Annotated in this window: 4 protein-coding genes; 3 read left to right on the top strand and 1 reads right to left on the bottom strand. The window is 40.5% G+C overall.

Annotated features, from left to right (window positions below; genetic code table 11):
- Window positions 1–59: 59 nt before the first annotated feature.
- From ABXT67_RS00365 to ABXT67_RS00355, 3 genes are all read left to right on the top strand, one after another.
- Window positions 60–6011 (top strand): PKD domain-containing protein, encoded by a 5952-nt coding sequence (locus ABXT67_RS00365; protein WP_415375311.1) that lies wholly within the window; start codon window positions 60–62, stop codon window positions 6009–6011.
- Window positions 5999–7987, top strand: a complete 1989-nt coding sequence (locus ABXT67_RS00360; RefSeq protein WP_415375310.1) for a T9SS type B sorting domain-containing protein — start codon at window positions 5999–6001, stop codon at window positions 7985–7987. The genes ABXT67_RS00365 and ABXT67_RS00360 overlap by 13 nt, the downstream gene beginning before the upstream one ends.
- 130 nt (window positions 7988–8117) lie before the next feature.
- Window positions 8118–15683: a T9SS type B sorting domain-containing protein gene (locus ABXT67_RS00355; RefSeq protein WP_415375309.1), complete on the top strand. Its 7566-nt coding sequence runs from the start codon at window positions 8118–8120 to the stop codon at window positions 15681–15683.
- 127 nt (window positions 15684–15810) lie between these two features.
- Here the strand turns inward: ABXT67_RS00355 and ABXT67_RS00350 are convergent, their stop codons facing one another.
- Window positions 15811–17337 (bottom strand): OmpP1/FadL family transporter, encoded by a 1527-nt coding sequence (locus ABXT67_RS00350; protein ID WP_415375308.1) that lies wholly within the window; start codon window positions 17335–17337, stop codon window positions 15811–15813.
- Between the last annotated feature and the right edge of the window lie 71 nt (window positions 17338–17408).

Here is a 17408-nt window from a genome sequence, read left to right as displayed (position 1 = left end):
TATAATTTTAGGGTATGTATCGGCAAGAATTCATAAATTTTCCTTAATTTTCGCAAGTTATGAAAAACACTATAAAAAATTTATTCTTGCTCAAAGCGATGCTTCTTACAGGCTTGCTTACATTTCCTATTGTAAATTCTTATTCCCAATGTCAAAATATTATTGCACAGTTTGATAGTTCAAATCCACCACCAGTGGTAAATGGAATTATTAATTCGTGTCAAAATCAAGATATTACCTTCAATGGTAGTGCTATATTTCAAACATCTGGAGTAGGAGCAACCTATGAATGGTTTTTTGGGGACGGTATGTCTGCTATGGGAACAACCGTGATACATCAATATTTAACCGGTGGATCGTATAATGTTGAATTGGTAGTTACAGATACATTTGGCTGTACAAGTAATAATGATATTGCGGTATTGGTTCAAATCTCAACAACACCAGATTTTTCAGGAACAACTGTAGTTGATCCTATATTATGCTTGGGGGAAACAGCAGTACTTACGGCAAATGTAGTCCCTGTGCCCTTTGAAGTAAATTGTACAATACCAGTGGCAGATGTAACGTTCCTTCCAGATGGAAATGGCGTAAGTTATGAAACATTCATCCCAGTGGATTGCTTTCCAGCTGGTCAGGTAGTAACGGATATAACGGATATTTTAGAAATTTGCCTAAATGTAGAACATTCTTATTTAGGGGATTTGGATATAGATATAATTGCCCCGAGTGGTCAGAGTGTTAGGCTTCATGATCAAGGAGGTGGAAGTGCAAACCTAGGTAAACCTTGGGCGACGGGTCCTGTTGATATGGATAGTGGTAATACAACACCTGGTATTGGTGGAGATTATTGTTTTATGCCAGTTGGGGGGTTTCCAACGATGGTTGCGGGTATTTTGCCAGGAGGATTTTTTATTAATGGGGATGGTCCTGGTACCTATGAAGATACTTTTGTTCCTGATGGAAGTTATGCTGCCATCGAAAATTGGGACAATTTAATAGGAGCAGATCTTAATGGTAATTGGACAATTAGAGTTACTGATAATCTTGGCGCAGACAATGGTTATATTTTTTCTTGGTTTATTAATTTTAACCCAGATATCATTCCTGATGCATCCTCGTTTGAGCCCGTGATTGTATCAGAGGCTTGGGATCCGGATCCAACTATTGTTAGCACTATGGGTGCTGCAATTACAGTTTTGCCTACGTCGTTAGGAAATAAATGCTATACGTATCGCGTGGTGGATGATTTTGGTTGTACCTATACAGAGCAATTTTGTGTAGATGTATTTGCGCAACCAATAGTTGCGAACGAACCCAATGATCTTTTTATCTGCGATGACGGTGTAAACTTGGGTGTTTTTGATCTTACAGAAAATGATGACGATGTACTGGGAGCTCAAAATGCAGCAGATTTTATTATCACCTATCACAATACATTAGCAGATGCGATAGCTGGAACTGCTCCTATAATGACTCCTGCGGCATATCCTATTATTGGGGTTTTAGAAGAAGTTTTTGTTCGTATTACAGATGTTTCTGGAAACTGTTCAGTTACAGATTCTTTCTTTTTGAATTTTCAAGCGGCAATGGCAGGTCCAATGACAGATGTTGACATTTGTGATGACGACTCTGATGGTTTTGTTACAGTTAATTTGCCAGCGTTAAAAAATGCAGAGGCTTTGATGTTACAAAGTCCGCTTTTATATTCGGTTACTTACCATGCCAACCTTGTAGATGCTACTAATGACTTGAATTCGCTACCGGCAGTTTACACAGTAAATGCACCTGCCGAAACAATTTTTGTTAGAGTTGAAAATAACATAACTCAAACTTGTTTTGCAATAGATAATTTCACTTTCAACATCTTCGAAGTACCAACTGCGACCATTCCCACGCGTTACGATATTTGTGACGAGCTTCCTAACGATGGTTTTGCAGAGTTTGATTTAACAACAAAGAATTTAGAAATTACAGGCGGCAACCCAGACGCAGTGGTAGCTTATTTTATTTCTTTGACAGCAGCACAGGCTGGGGTGTTTTCAATTACACCTGCCAATGCCTTCACCAATACTGTCCTAGGATTCCAAACAGTATTTGCACGGGTAGACAACATCAATTCAACAGATTGTTTTAACATTGTTCCATTAGAGCTTAGAGTCAATGACAGTCCTGCGATCACTAGTCCTATCGAGGATTATTTTTTATGTGATAATGATGGCGACGGTTTGGAGATTTTCGATTTAACGACTAAGGAAGAGGAGATTTTAAACACTTTGGTAGATGTTACTTTAACCTATCACGAGACACAGGTTGAAGCCGATGCTGGTTTTCCGGAGATTATTCCCGCTACTGCTTATCCAAGTGGTAATGCGGTAGTTTGGGTTCGCGCCGTGAACTACCAAGACGGCGATACGAGCAATCCACCGTTGTGTGTTGCAGTAGCCTCTTTTAATTTAATTTTAGGGCAATCGCCATTATTTACTTCCCTGGCAGAGATTACGACCTGTGACGACGGGCTAGCTGATGGGATTTCGGAATTTGATTTAAACAGCAACAATGCTGTTATTACAGGAGGAAACATGGGCCTTACGGTCACCTATTACGCCAGTTTATCGGATGCAGAATCTCCTATAAATGCATTGCCAGTCTTTTATACCAACACGTTTAATCCTGAAGCTATTTGGGTACGTGTGGAAGATAATGCTACGGGATGTCGCAGTATTTTTATGAGCGAGTTGCGAGTAGTTGCCCGCCCAGATGTATGTGCTCCAGACCCTATTATTTTCTGTGATCAAGACAATGACGGTTTTGGTACGTTTGATTTAAACGAAGCTACAGAGGCTGCTGTTTGCGGTAATCCAGCTGGGAACCTTCAAGTAAGCTACCATTTGACAATGGCCGATGCAAACAACAACGTATTGCCTCTTGACCTTGCCGCTACCTATGACAATGAAGTTCCCTTTGACCAGTTAATCTACATTCGTGTAAACGATATTGCTACAGGCTGCTATGACATTACTACGGTCAATTTATTAGTAGAGGAGAGTCCTCAGATTACCGATCCTGATCCCTTGGTTGTTTGTGACACAGACGGTGATGGTTTAGCTGTTTTCAATTTAACAGCTGTAGAGCCTCAGCTATTATTTGGACTTACGGGTGGTCCTTATGTGGTCACTTATTTTAGTGATATAGCAATGACCAGTGCCATCAGTAATCCAATCGCCTTCACAAATACTACTAACCCACAGGTCATTTTTATCACTGTAGCAGATGTTAACAATGATTGTGAGAGCGAGACGACATTATTACTTCAAGTAGCGCTTCCTCCGGTATTAATAAATCCAATCCCTTTAGAGTTGTGTGATCAGACGGATATTTTAGGTCCTGATGATGAAGTAGAAGTATTTGATCTTACGCAGTCCATTCCAGAGATTACGGGTGGGGTTTTAGGAGTCAGTATTTCGTTTTTTGAAACGCAAGCAGATATGGCGTCAAACATAAACGAGATTCTAAATCCTACCACCTATCAAAACCTAATAGGAGGTATTGCTCAAAACCCACAGACGATATGGTTACGAGCCGAAGACACCAGCAGTAGGTGTGTTGTTGATGACGGTATGGCTACCTTAGATTTAATCGTAAATCCATTGCCTTCCCCATTAGAGCCAGAGCCATTAGAAGCCTGTGATATTAACAATGATGGTTTTGCAGACTTTACTTTAACCGATAAAGATATCGAGATTATAGACAACGAGCCAGGGGTTGCTATCACCTACCACGATACATTTGGTAATGCTATTGCAGGTACCCTTGCACTGATTAGTCCTTATACGAATACTGTAGCAAACAATCAGATCATCTATGCCCGTGCTACCTATGTAGGTCCAGCGCCCGATCCCGCTACGGGATGTTTTCGAGTGGTATCGTTATCGCTTCTTGTAAACTCTGCGCCAACGATACCCTTAGCTTTGGACCCTATTATTGCTTGTGATATTGATATGGATGGCTTTGAGGTATTTGACTTAACCGATCGTGCAGATGCTATCTACGCAGGTCAAGATCCGGATTATGATCTGAGCTACTACACAAGTCTTGTGAATGCCCAAGCAGGTGTTCCAGAGATTGCAAACCCAGACACTTTTACCAATACAATAACTCCTATCCAGCCCATCTTCGTTAGGTTAGAAGAAGCAGATACAGAATGTTTTAATATCGGGATGTTTGATATTATGGTGGTAGAGGTTCCCATTTTTTTTGATCCAAGTCCTATCACGACTTGTGATGATGAGATCGCCGATGGTATCGCTGAGTTTGATTTAAATATTAACAATACTACCATTACAGGGGGTGACATAGGGCTAACAGTTCGCTATTACAACAGTTTAGCAGATGCAGAGGCTCCTATAAATGCCTTGCCAGAATTGTATACCAATACGATCAACCTTGAAGATGTTTGGGTACGTGTAGAAGACAATGCCACAGGCTGTCACAGTATTTTTATGAGCCAGTTATTTGTAATTCCCCTCCCAGAATTATGTGAGCCAGATGGTCTTGTTTTTTGTGATCAAGACAACGACGGTTTTGGGGCTTTTGATTTAAACGAAGCTACCCAGTCTGCCTTATGCGGCAATCCATTAGGGATGCTTCAAGTAAGCTATCACCGTACCCTTGCAGATGCAGAGAACAATGAAGTTCCTATAGATCTTACCATTGCTTATAATAATACAGTACCTTTTGATCAAGAGATTTTTATACGTGTTTTAGATCCTGCTACCGGTTGCTTTAATATAACGACGTTGCATCTTTTAGTAGAAGAGAGCCCTCAGATTAGCGATCCCGATCCCTTGGTTGTTTGCGACACAGATGGGGATGGTTTAGCAGTTTTCAATTTAACCAATGCTGAGGATCAGATTCTAATAGGACTTACAGATTCCTTTGATACGAGCTATTTTGTGGATATTGCAATGACTAATGAAATAGTCAATCCTATAGCCTATAGCAATATATCGAACCCCCAGACTATTTATATTACGGTAGGAGATCAAAACAACGACTGTGAGAGTACGACGACTTTAGAGCTTCAAGTGGCGCTTCCAGCGGTTCTTATAAATCCAACCCCTTTAGAATTGTGTGATGAGACTGATATTTTAGGCTTGGATGATAGCGTAGAGGCCTTTGATCTTACGCAGTCCATTCCAGAGATTACCGGCGGAGCTTTAGGTATCGAGATTACGTTCTTTGAAACGCAGGCAGATATGGAGTCAAACATCAATGTGATTGAAGTCCCAACGGCGTTCCAAAATCTAAACGCTACCGATGATGCAGCCATAAACCCAATGACGATATGGATACGAGCCGAAGACACCAACAGTAGGTGTGTTGTTGATGATGGTTCGATTACCCTAGGTTTAATAGTGAATCCAAGACCTTCTCCATCAGAACCAGAGCCATTAGAAGCCTGTGATATAGACAACGATGGTTTTACAGATTTTACGTTAACCGATAGTGATTTTGAGATTATAGACAACGAGCCAGGAGTTGCTATTACCTACCACGAGACGGAGTCTGATGCGATTGCAGGAGTCTTTGCATTAATGAGTCCTTATTTAAATATAGTGGCAGACAATCAGATTATCTATGCACGTGCGACCTATGTGGGTCCTGCGCCTGCTCCTTCTACCGGATGTTTTCGAGTGGTAGCGTTAACTCTTTTGGTAAACCCAACGCCCACGATAGCTGTAGTTTTAGACCCTATTATTGCATGTGATAGCGATATGGACGGTTTTGAGGTATTTGATTTGACGCAGCGAGAAGGAGATATTTTGGGAAGCCAGAGTTTAGATGATTTAGATCTGAGTTATCATACGAGTCTTTTGGATGCCCAAGCAGGGGCAGCAGACATTACGAATCCAGGTGCATTTATGAATATGACGAGCCCAATCCAACCAATTTTCGTTAGGTTGGAAGACCCAGATACAGCATGTTTAAGATCGGTATGTTTGATATAATGGTTGTTGCTGGTCCAGATGTATTTGATCCAGGTCCCTTCACCCAGTGTGATGATCTAGGAGCACCCAACGATGGTATTACTGCCTTTGATCTTACGACCCGTGACAGTCTTATAACTGGAATCGCCCCGGGTATTGGCGTCCAGTATTTTGAGAGCCAAGCAGATGCAGACAACAACGAGAATGCTATTAATCCATCCACTGCATACATCAATGAGATAAGCAACCCTCAGGCGGTATTTGTTAGAGTTACTGATGGCAATACCCTTTGTGTGGATACTAGCATTAGCTTTAATTTACGTGTTGTCCCCAACCCTGAGCCTGAGCAGCCAGAGGCAATCGCCTTGTGCGATACGGATGGTAATGGGGAAGAAGTGTTTGATTTAACGATAAGATCATCCCAGATTTTGGATGGAGAGAGCTACGGTCTGGACTACTATGAATCGGAGTTGCTAGCCATAGTAGGCGATTTAATAGATGCGATCCCCGATCCCACGATGTATACCAACACGTCAAACCCACAGACTATTTATGTGCGGGTTACCAATGCATTAACTCCAGAGATGTGCTTTGAGATAGTAGAATTGGTTATACGAGTAGATCCATTGCCAGATAACACGGCAGTTATAGACGACTTTATACTTTGTGAGATTCCATTTGATGGGGTTGCTATTTTTGACCTTACGACAAAAATCCCAGAGATTTTGGTAGGTCAAGATATGGTCAATAACGAAGTTAGTTTCTACGAGGGTATTGGAGATGCCAATGCAGGGGTTAATCCCATTGTAATCCCTACAGTGTATCAGAACGATGGCAACCCACAAGAGATTTTTGTAGGGATTACCAATAGCATTACAGGATGTTATCAAGGGGAGGACATTAGTTTCTTTATAGAAGTACGCGAAGGCGCGACTGCAACCGCACCTTTTGCGCCCTATGTATTGTGTGATTTAGAAGGAGATAATGATGGTTTTACCTCCTTTGCCTTATCTCAATTAGATATTCCGGAACTTTGGGATGAGATTTTGGGTATCCAAAGCCTATTAGTTCATGATCTTACCTTCCACGAGACTTTTGAGAACGCTGCTGATGGTACCAATGCGATAGGTCCTAGTTATACCAATATCATCAACCCACAGGTTATCTACGCACGGGTAGAGAACATTGGAACGATGTGTTTTGCTATTGCAGAAGTTATCCTAAAAGTAGAGCAGCTTCCCGTAGTTGTATTAGAGGAAAGCTACAGGCTTTGTATAGATGCAGGAGGAAGCCCTATTCCACAAGAGGAAGGTGAGGAGTCCCCTCCGTTTATCGAAACAGGATTAGATGCAGACTTTTACACGTTTGAGTGGCGTATAGATGATGTCGTTGTAGCTGGCGAAACAGGCGCCTCTATTACGGCTGTTGTAGGAGGAAACTATGAAGTGACTATTACTGAGCTAGCGAGTGGTTGTAGGACCGATGTACCCACGATAGTAACGGTATCTCAAGCCCCCACAGCGCTAAGTTTTATTTTAGTTAATGGAGCCTTTGCAAACAATCATACGGTAGAAGTAACAGCAGAAGGTCTAGGAATGTATATTTACAGCATCGACTCAGGAGCTTTCCAAGACAGTAATGTATTTATGAATGTATCCCCCGGGATGCATACGATTGCGGTCAAGGACGCTAATGGCTGTGGCGAGTCCGAATTTAATATAGGAGTTGTTGACTACCCAGATTACTTTACCCCTAATAACGATGGGGTCCACGATGAATGGAATATCATTGGTATCGCAGATTTCGATCCTACGGCAAATATTTATATCTTTGATCGGTACGGAAAGCTTCTCAAGCAATTGAGTCCATTGACTCCGGGGTGGAATGGGACGTATAACGGCAATCCATTACCCTCTAGTGATTACTGGTTTAAAGTAGAATACACAGAACAAGAAGTACGAAAAGAAATTAAAGGACACTTTACATTGAAACGCTAAGAAAAATAATCGAAGTTTTATCATAAAAAACTCCTTTTCATTAATTTTGAAAGGGAGTTCTTGTTTATAGCGATCTTTTGTTGAATATTTTTTGATTTTTTTCCGTACTTTGTATTAAAAATTGTGAAAAATGAAAATATATATATTTGCGGTTATAACTTTCTTTAGTTTTTTAATCGCTCAAGCTCAAACCGAGCCAATTACATTATTTGAACAATTTAATGGTCAGCTTGACTTTACAGGTTTTGGGAATACGTTAAATCCACAAGAAAATAATGAAGGTGGATTTTTTAATATATTGACTGAAAGTAGTGCTGATTTTGCAATTGATCCAACACAAACGGTTGTTTCAGCTTACCTCTATTGGGCAGGTTCAGGTTCAGGAGATTTAGCTGTTTTATTGAATGGAACACCTGTTCTTGCTTCAAGGACATTTGCGGCCCAATTGCCTAATGGGCTTTTTGCTTTTGGAGCGTTCGCAGATGTTACAAATATTGTTCAAATATCAGGAAACGGTACTTATCTTTTTTCAGAAATGGATATTAATGCGGAAGCAGCAAATTATGGTTCTTTAAAATTTGCTGGTTGGTCAGTAGTAGTCATTTATGAGGATCTTACACTTCCCCAAAACCAAGTTTCTATTTTTGATGGCTTCGATTTTGTTGCTGCTCAAAACCCTCAAATTAATTTCACTTTAGATAATTTAGATATTGCAAGCCCTAATTTAGCTAAAATAAGTTTTTTAGCTTGGGAAGGCGATGCTGTAACTCCACCTGATAATGAGACATTAAGTGTTAATGGGATCTTGATGACAAATGCCCAAAATCCCGCGGATAATGCATTTAATGGCACTAATAGCTATGATGGGAATAATGATCAATTTAATATGGATCTTGATGTTTATGGCGTTGACGCCGTTGTTGCTCCGGGTGATACAAGTATAGATATCCAATTAACTTCAGAATTGGATTTAGTTATTGTTCATAATGTAGTTACCAATGTGAACTCTGAAATTCCTGACGCAACTATTGTAATTGATCAATTGGGATTGTTATGTGAGAATAACGATATTGATGTTGACTATACAGTATCCAATATAGATAGTACAGAAGATATGCCTGCTGGAATACCTATAGCTTTCTACGCAGATGGTGTTTTAGTAGGTCAAACTATGACAAATGCTATAATTCCAATAGGTGGATCTGAAAGTGGTGCGATTACTTTAAATTTTCCTCCTGGTGGTGTACCTGTTGTTTTTACTTTACTCGCTGTTGTAGATGACGACGGTACTGGAATGGGGATTTTGAATGAAAATAATGAAGATAATAATGAATTCGAGATTATAGTTGATCTTACGGAACAAGGTGTTGATTTAGGTCCTGATCTGTTACCGTGTATAAATGATGTTGTGACAATAGGTGCTGATTTTGGACTTGATTACACCTATCAATGGCTGTACAACGGGACTACTTTGCCCGATGCCAATGGTCCTTTTTACAATCCAGTATTCTCAGGAACCTATAGGCTTTTTGTTTTTTTAGGAATTTGTAGAAATGAAGGAACGGTGGAAGTTACGTTTCAACCCTTGCCAATTGCGGGTGTTCCCGATGATGTTTTAGTTTGTGATGAGCTCCCCAATGATGGTTTTGCTGAATTTGACCTTACAATAAACGAAGCGCAAATTATTAATGGACAAATAGATGCTAGCGTTAGGTATTTTATAAACCAAGCTTCTGCTGAAGCTAATTTTTTTCCTATTGGTGCCCCTACTGCTTTTACAAATACGATGGCTTTTTTTCAAACAGTATATGCCAGACTTGAAATCAATTCAACAGGTTGTCATGATGTGGTTCCATTAAATTTGATTGTCAATGACAGTCCTGCGATCACTAGTCCTATCGAGGATTATTTTTTATGTGATAATGATGGCGATGGTTTGGAGATTTTCGATTTAACGACTAAGGAAGAGGAGATTTTAAACACTTTGGTAGATGTTACTTTAACCTATCACGAGACACAGGTTGAAGCCGATGCTGGTTTTCCGGAGATTATTCCCGCTACTGCTTATCCAAGTGGTAATGCGGTAGTTTGGGTTCGCGCTGTGAACTACCAAGACGGCGATACGAGCAATCCACCGTTGTGTGTTGCAGTAGCCTCTTTTAATTTAATTTTAGGGCAATCGCCATTATTTACTTCCCTGGCAGAGATTACGACCTGTGACGACGGGCTAGCTGATGGGATTTCGGAATTTGATTTAAACAGCAACAATGCTGTTATTACAGGAGGAAACATGGGCCTTACGGTCACCTATTACGCCAGTTTATCGGATGCAGAATCTCCTATAAATGCATTGCCAGTCTTTTATACCAACACGTTTAATCCTGAAGCTATTTGGGTACGTGTGGAAGATAATGCTACGGGATGTCGCAGTATTTTTATGAGCGAGTTGCGAGTAGTTGCCCGCCCAGATGTATGTGCTCCAGACCCTATTATTTTCTGTGATCAAGACAATGACGGTTTTGGTACGTTTGATTTAAACGAAGCTACAGAGGCTGCTGTTTGCGGTAATCCAGCTGGGAACCTTCAAGTAAGCTACCATTTGACAATGGCCGATGCAAACAACAACGTATTGCCTCTTGACCTTGCCGCTACCTATGACAATGAAGTTCCCTTTGACCAGTTAATCTACATTCGTGTAAACGATATTGCTACAGGCTGCTATGACATTACTACGGTCAATTTATTAGTAGAGGAGAGTCCTCAGATTACCGATCCTGATCCCTTGGTTGTTTGTGACACAGACGGTGATGGTTTAGCTGTTTTCAATTTAACAGCTGTAGAGCCTCAGCTATTATTTGGACTTACGGGTGGTCCTTATGTGGTCACTTATTTTAGTGATATAGCAATGACCAGTGCCATCAGTAATCCAATCGCCTTCACAAATACTACTAACCCACAGGTCATTTTTATCACTGTAGCAGATGTTAACAATGATTGTGAGAGCGAGACGACATTATTACTTCAAGTAGCGCTTCCTCCGGTATTAATAAATCCAATCCCTTTAGAGTTGTGTGATCAGACGGATATTTTAGGTCCTGATGATGAAGTAGAAGTATTTGATCTTACGCAGTCCATTCCAGAGATTACGGGTGGGGTTTTAGGAGTCAGTATTTCGTTTTTTGAAACGCAAGCAGATATGGCGTCAAACATAAACGAGATTCTAAATCCTACCACCTATCAAAACCTAATAGGAGGTATTGCTCAAAACCCACAGACGATATGGTTACGAGCCGAAGACACCAGCAGTAGGTGTGTTGTTGATGACGGTATGGCTACCTTAGATTTAATCGTAAATCCATTGCCTTCCCCATTAGAGCCAGAGCCATTAGAAGCCTGTGATATTAACAATGATGGTTTTGCAGACTTTACTTTAACCGATAAAGATATCGAGATTATAGACAACGAGCCAGGGGTTGCTATCACCTACCACGATACATTTGGTAATGCTATTGCAGGTACCCTTGCACTGATTAGTCCTTATACGAATACTGTAGCAAACAATCAGATCATCTATGCCCGTGCTACCTATGTAGGTCCAGCGCCCGATCCCGCTACGGGATGTTTTCGAGTGGTATCGTTATCGCTTCTTGTAAACTCTGCGCCAACGATACCCTTAGCTTTGGACCCTATTATTGCTTGTGATATTGATATGGATGGCTTTGAGGTATTTGACTTAACCGATCGTGCAGATGCTATCTACGCAGGTCAAGATCCGGATTATGATCTGAGCTACTACACAAGTCTTGTGAATGCCCAAGCAGGTGTTCCAGAGATTGCAAACCCAGACACTTTTACCAATACAATAACTCCTATCCAGCCCATCTTCGTTAGGTTAGAAGAAGCAGATACAGAATGTTTTAATATCGGGATGTTTGATATTATGGTGGTAGAGGTTCCCATTTTTTTTGATCCAAGTCCTATCACGACTTGTGATGATGAGATCGCCGATGGTATCGCTGAGTTTGATTTAAATATTAACAATACTACCATTACAGGGGGTGACATAGGGCTAACAGTTCGCTATTACAACAGTTTAGCAGATGCAGAGGCTCCTATAAATGCCTTGCCAGAATTGTATACCAATACGATCAACCTTGAAGATGTTTGGGTACGTGTAGAAGACAATGCCACAGGCTGTCACAGTATTTTTATGAGCCAGTTATTTGTAATTCCCCTCCCAGAATTATGTGAGCCAGATGGTCTTGTTTTTTGTGATCAAGACAACGACGGTTTTGGGGCTTTTGATTTAAACGAAGCTACCCAGTCTGCCTTATGCGGCAATCCATTAGGGATGCTTCAAGTAAGCTATCACCGTACCCTTGCAGATGCAGAGAACAATGAAGTTCCTATAGATCTTACCATTGCTTATAATAATACAGTACCTTTTGATCAAGAGATTTTTATACGTGTTTTAGATCCTGCTACCGGTTGCTTTAATATAACGACGTTGCATCTTTTAGTAGAAGAGAGCCCTCAGATTAGCGATCCCGATCCCTTGGTTGTTTGCGACACAGATGGGGATGGTTTAGCAGTTTTCAATTTAACCAATGCTGAGGATCAGATTCTAATAGGACTTACAGATTCCTTTGATACGAGCTATTTTGTGGATATTGCAATGACTAATGAAATAGTCAATCCTATAGCCTATAGCAATATATCGAACCCCCAGACTATTTATATTACGGTAGGAGATCAAAACAACGACTGTGAGAGTACGACGACTTTAGAGCTTCAAGTGGCGCTTCCAGCGGTTCTTATAAATCCAACCCCTTTAGAATTGTGTGATGAGACTGATATTTTAGGCTTGGATGATAGCGTAGAGGCCTTTGATCTTACGCAGTCCATTCCAGAGATTACCGGCGGAGCTTTAGGTATCGAGATTACGTTCTTTGAAACGCAGGCAGATATGGAGTCAAACATCAATGTGATTGAAGTCCCAACGGCGTTCCAAAATCTAAACGCTACCGATGATGCAGCCATAAACCCAATGACGATATGGATACGAGCCGAAGACACCAACAGTAGGTGTGTTGTTGATGATGGTTCGATTACCCTAGGTTTAATAGTGAATCCAAGACCTTCTCCATCAGAACCAGAGCCATTAGAAGCCTGTGATATAGACAACGATGGTTTTACAGATTTTACGTTAACCGATAGTGATTTTGAGATTATAGACAACGAGCCAGGAGTTGCTATTACCTACCACGAGACGGAGTCTGATGCGATTGCAGGAGTCTTTGCATTAATGAGTCCTTATTTAAATATAGTGGCAGACAATCAGATTATCTATGCACGTGCGACCTATGTGGGTCCTGCGCCTGCTCCTTCTACCGGATGTTTTCGAGTGGTAGCGTTAACTCTTTTGGTAAACCCAACGCCCACGATAGCTGTAGTTTTAGACCCTATTATTGCATGTGATAGCGATATGGACGGTTTTGAGGTATTTGATTTGACGCAGCGAGAAGGAGATATTTTGGGAAGCCAGAGTTTAGATGATTTAGATCTGAGTTATCATACGAGTCTTTTGGATGCCCAAGCAGGGGCAGCAGACATTACGAATCCAGGTGCATTTATGAATATGACGAGCCCAATCCAACCAATTTTCGTTAGGTTGGAAGACCCAGATACAGCATGTTTTAAGATCGGTATGTTTGATATAATGGTTGTTGCTGGTCCAGATGTATTTGATCCAGGTCCCTTCACCCAGTGTGATGATCTAGGAGCACCCAACGATGGTATTACTGCCTTTGATCTTACGACCCGTGACAGTCTTATAACTGGAATCGCCCCGGGTATTGGCGTCCAGTATTTTGAGAGCCAAGCAGATGCAGACAACAACGAGAATGCTATTAATCCATCCACTGCATACATCAATGAGATAAGCAACCCTCAGGCGGTATTTGTTAGAGTTACTGATGGCAATACCCTTTGTGTGGATACTAGCATTAGCTTTAATTTACGTGTTGTCCCCAACCCTGAGCCTGAGCAGCCAGAGGCAATCGCCTTGTGCGATACGGATGGTAATGGGGAAGAAGTGTTTGATTTAACGATAAGATCATCCCAGATTTTGGATGGAGAGAGCTACGGTCTGGACTACTATGAATCGGAGTTGCTAGCCATAGTAGGCGATTTAATAGATGCGATCCCCGATCCCACGATGTATACCAACACGTCAAACCCACAGACTATTTATGTGCGGGTTACCAATGCATTAACTCCAGAGATGTGCTTTGAGATAGTAGAATTGGTTATACGAGTAGATCCATTGCCAGATAACACGGCAGTTATAGACGACTTTATACTTTGTGAGATTCCATTTGATGGGGTTGCTATTTTTGACCTTACGACAAAAATCCCAGAGATTTTGGTAGGTCAAGATATGGTCAATAACGAAGTTAGTTTCTACGAGGGTATTGGAGATGCCAATGCAGGGGTTAATCCCATTGTAATCCCTACAGTGTATCAGAACGATGGCAACCCACAAGAGATTTTTGTAGGGATTACCAATAGCATTACAGGATGTTATCAAGGGGAGGACATTAGTTTCTTTATAGAAGTACGCGAAGGCGCGACTGCAACCGCACCTTTTGCGCCCTATGTATTGTGTGATTTAGAAGGAGATAATGATGGTTTTACCTCCTTTGCCTTATCTCAATTAGATATTCCGGAACTTTGGGATGAGATTTTGGGTATCCAAAGCCTATTAGTTCATGATCTTACCTTCCACGAGACTTTTGAGAACGCTGCTGATGGTACCAATGCGATAGGTCCTAGTTATACCAATATCATCAACCCACAGGTTATCTACGCACGGGTAGAGAACATTGGAACGATGTGTTTTGCTATTGCAGAAGTTATCCTAAAAGTAGAGCAGCTTCCCGTAGTTGTATTAGAGGAAAGCTACAGGCTTTGTATAGATGCAGGAGGAAGCCCTATTCCACAAGAGGAAGGTGAGGAGTCCCCTCCGTTTATCGAAACAGGATTAGATGCAGACTTTTACACGTTTGAGTGGCGTATAGATGATGTCGTTGTAGCTGGCGAAACAGGCGCCTCTATTACGGCTGTTGTAGGAGGAAACTATGAAGTGACTATTACTGAGCTAGCGAGTGGTTGTAGGACCGATGTACCCACGATAGTAACGGTATCTCAAGCCCCCACAGCGCTAAGTTTTATTTTAGTTAATGGAGCCTTTGCAAACAATCATACGGTAGAAGTAACAGCAGAAGGTCTAGGAATGTATATTTACAGCATCGACTCAGGAGCTTTCCAAGACAGTAATGTATTTATGAATGTATCCCCCGGGATGCATACGATTGCGGTCAAGGACGCTAATGGCTGTGGCGAGTCCGAATTTAATATAGGAGTTGTTGACTACCCAGATTACTTTACCCCTAATAACGATGGGATCCACGATGAATGGAATATCATTGGTATCGCAGATTTCGATCCTACGGCAAATATTTATATCTTTGATCGGTACGGAAAGCTTCTCAAGCAATTGAGTCCATTGACTCCGGGGTGGAATGGGACGTATAACGGCAATCCATTACCCTCTAGTGATTACTGGTTTAAAGTAGAATACACAGAACAAGAAGTACGAAAAGAAATTAAAGGACACTTTACATTGAAACGCTAAGAATAGAATAGGTGCATAAAAGACAAAGCCCATATTATAAATATGGGCTTTGTCTTTTATATATTACTATTAAATTTTATATAAAACCTTGACCAGCAATAGATAAAATTAAGCGGTTCAAAACATGCTAAAATGAAGCTCCAAATGTTAGGGCTACATTGTTAAAAGATGCTTCGTTTGATATTTGAGAATTAAGACCGTAGATCGATTCGGTTCTGTCTTGCTCAGCTCTTGAATATGCTATGTCTAAAGAATAACGCCCAAAGTTTAATCCTCCACCTAATGAAAAACCTACTAAATCACCCATAATGGCTTCATTTTGATAGGGGCTTTCTTCGTATCTAAATCCTCCACGAATACTTGCGTTAGCGATTCTGTATTCTCCACCAATTTTAATAGATGAGGCAGCCTTTAAAGAATTTTCAATAGACTGATTTAAAGAATCAAAAATATTATCATTAAAAATTGTATTGTAGATTGTGTCAAATTTTAAGCTGGAATAGTCTTGGATAGAATAATCCACACTTAATAATGCTGATTTTCCAAATATATAGGCAGCACTAGCTGTTATTTTTCCTGGGGTTCTTAAATTGTAGTCTTCATAGACATTAACAATATTAGGCGCTATTATGTTTCGTATGCTTTGTTCATTTTCAATCCTAATCGTTTCTAAACTTTGAGTTGTTTCCTCAGAGATTCTGTGCCAAGTAGGCGTATCAAAGGATAAGCCAATTCTAAGCCCATTAAATTTAGCAATACCTCCCACTTGTGCTGAGAAACCTGTTCCAGATACTAAAAGCTGATTTTCGAATGCTACTTCTCTAATCGTGCTTCCTGCATTGTCATTACTTTCAGAAAGAAATGTACTTTGAGCATAATTTATTGAGTGGGAATTCAAATTTACTCCCAAATAGTATTTGTCAGTTATTTGTGTGGCGACATTGATCGTGGCTTTTCCATTATAACCCCTAGAAACATAATTATATCGTTGATTTACCGAGCCATTCGCAATGTTAGAGTTGTAAAGGCTGTTGTTTGCGTTTACTGGATCAACAGGATCAAAAATAAATGCTTGATAGCCTAGAAATGCATTTTGAGCAGCAACCCCTTCAGTTGCACCTATAAAAGAATATAAACTCGAAATTGTTTCATTGTTATGAAGTTCTAATAAGTCAGTTGGTATGCCTTGAGCTTGAGAAGTGAAAAAATCACCGATAGAGTTTGATCCAGTTCCTCTAACAAATATTTCATTATCATGATTCTGTGTTTGATCGTAGTTTAAGCCAATTGTCAATTTTTTCCATATCGACTCTGTATTTCTGTTTTGGATAACAAATACACCACCAATTTGATTTACAGCAACATCGGTATCTGCATTTCTAGTAGTTGTGTTCAAGAAATTGGTTTCGTTTTCACGATCGTTGATCGCCAAGGAAATTGATCCTTCAGACTTTATAAAAACAGCACTTCCCGCAGGATTAATACCCATAGCAGAAAAGTCACCTCCCAATGCACCAAATGCACCGCTTAATCCTTGGAAACGAGCAGTACCGTATACCCCATTTTGAGAATAACGCAATCCATCTGAAATCCCTTGTCCTATAGCAATATGGACAAAAGCCATTGCGGCTATTAAGAAAATATATCTTTTCATTTTTATAAAATATTTGTCTAATAAAAAGGGGAAATGCCCAGGTTATTAATTTTCATAAGGATGCAAAAATT

The organism is Patiriisocius sp. Uisw_017, from assembly GCF_047731265.1.
In the GTDB taxonomy this organism is placed as follows: domain Bacteria; phylum Bacteroidota; class Bacteroidia; order Flavobacteriales; family Flavobacteriaceae; genus Patiriisocius.
This window is presented reverse-complemented; position numbering and strand designations above follow the sequence as displayed.